This window comes from Gordonia alkanivorans NBRC 16433 (assembly GCF_000225505.1).
Lineage (GTDB): Bacteria > Actinomycetota > Actinomycetes > Mycobacteriales > Mycobacteriaceae > Gordonia > Gordonia alkanivorans.
On record NZ_BACI01000004.1, the window covers coordinates 1 to 1,221 of the forward strand.

Consider the following 1,221-nt stretch of genomic DNA (forward strand, 5'->3'; position numbering starts at 1 on the left):
ACTCTGGGTCACCGCTGCGCTCCCTCTCCCAGCGAACTTCACTAGTCAACCCGGATTACGGCGCGCCCTACGGAACGAGCACGTAGGCGCCACCGTTGTATCCCTGCCGCACGCGGACGGGACTGTTTACCGAATAGGTCGTCAAACCGATAGACGCGGGACCTGATCCCGTGGCGACTTCCCAAACCTTCTTCGCGCCGCTACGAGGACCGAACGAAGCGGTGACCCACTTCTCCCGACCAAGCCCCGCGGAACCGTTGTAGAGCGTGTTAATTCGCATGCGACAGTTTGGGTTTCGCTTCCACGTTGCCCCATTGCCTGTGAACCCAAGAGAGGTAACGGTCACCCGCACGACACCGCGCTTTTGCGGCGGCGCGTCGACATCGACCCTCAAGACACCACGACAAAAGGAGTGGTCGCCGAACGTCCCGAAGGAAGTCGACGCAGGAAAGTGAGGTATAGGAGAGGCGGACGCCTGCCCCGCCCCGACCAAACTTGCAGTCGCAGCAACTGCAGACGCCGCCGCGGCCACTGCCAATCTTTTCATATCTTCTCTCCGCCTGTCTCTATGCGCTGATTCGTCTCAGGAAGCGTCCGTCAGGCTTCGTGAGGGCCGAACCAATGGCCACCCGAACTACCGTGTGCTTTCCGCCGGCCACAGAACCTCGCTACCCGGAATCGCCTTCTTCACGCTGTCTGATTGCGCCCTGGTCCAGTCTCGAACAGACTTTTCAGCCCCCGGACCTAGAACCGCGTACGGTGCTCGCGCCTCTTCACCTGACCACTTATGGGTTGAAGTCCCGAGCTTGAGATTCACGTTCCCGCGGTGGTTGACCACATAATCGACAGCAGGAAGACCAGAGCGGCGTGCTTCCTCAGGTGAAAGGTGGAACTCGAACTGGCTCGGCCCATCAGCCTCGGGCGCCGCACGCCGAGGCCCGTTCTGTTGCCAGGGTTCATCCGGATCCGCCCCCGGATCACCGGCACCGAGCGAGTACGCGAGGAGACCGCCTGCAGTGCCGCCGAGTGCGAAACCGAGAGCAGCGCCTGCCGCAGCACCGCCAACGCCACCAACTCCCGCGCCGATCAAAGCGCCAACACCAGCCCCGTACGGTGCCTCGACACCGAAAGTAGGGATACCGAGTATGAGTGCCCCTGCGACCGCGCCGACACCTGCACCACCCACGGCTCCGACAACCGCTGCCGGAATACCCAGCGCGA

Annotated in this window: 1 protein-coding gene; it reads left to right on the forward strand. The window is 62.7% G+C overall.

The window, feature by feature from the left end; translation table 11 throughout:
• Positions 1–886: 886 nt before the first annotated feature.
• Positions 887–1,221, forward strand: a 335-nt coding sequence (locus GOALK_RS24515; RefSeq protein WP_306302394.1) for a hypothetical protein, incomplete at its 3' end; no start/stop codon positions are given.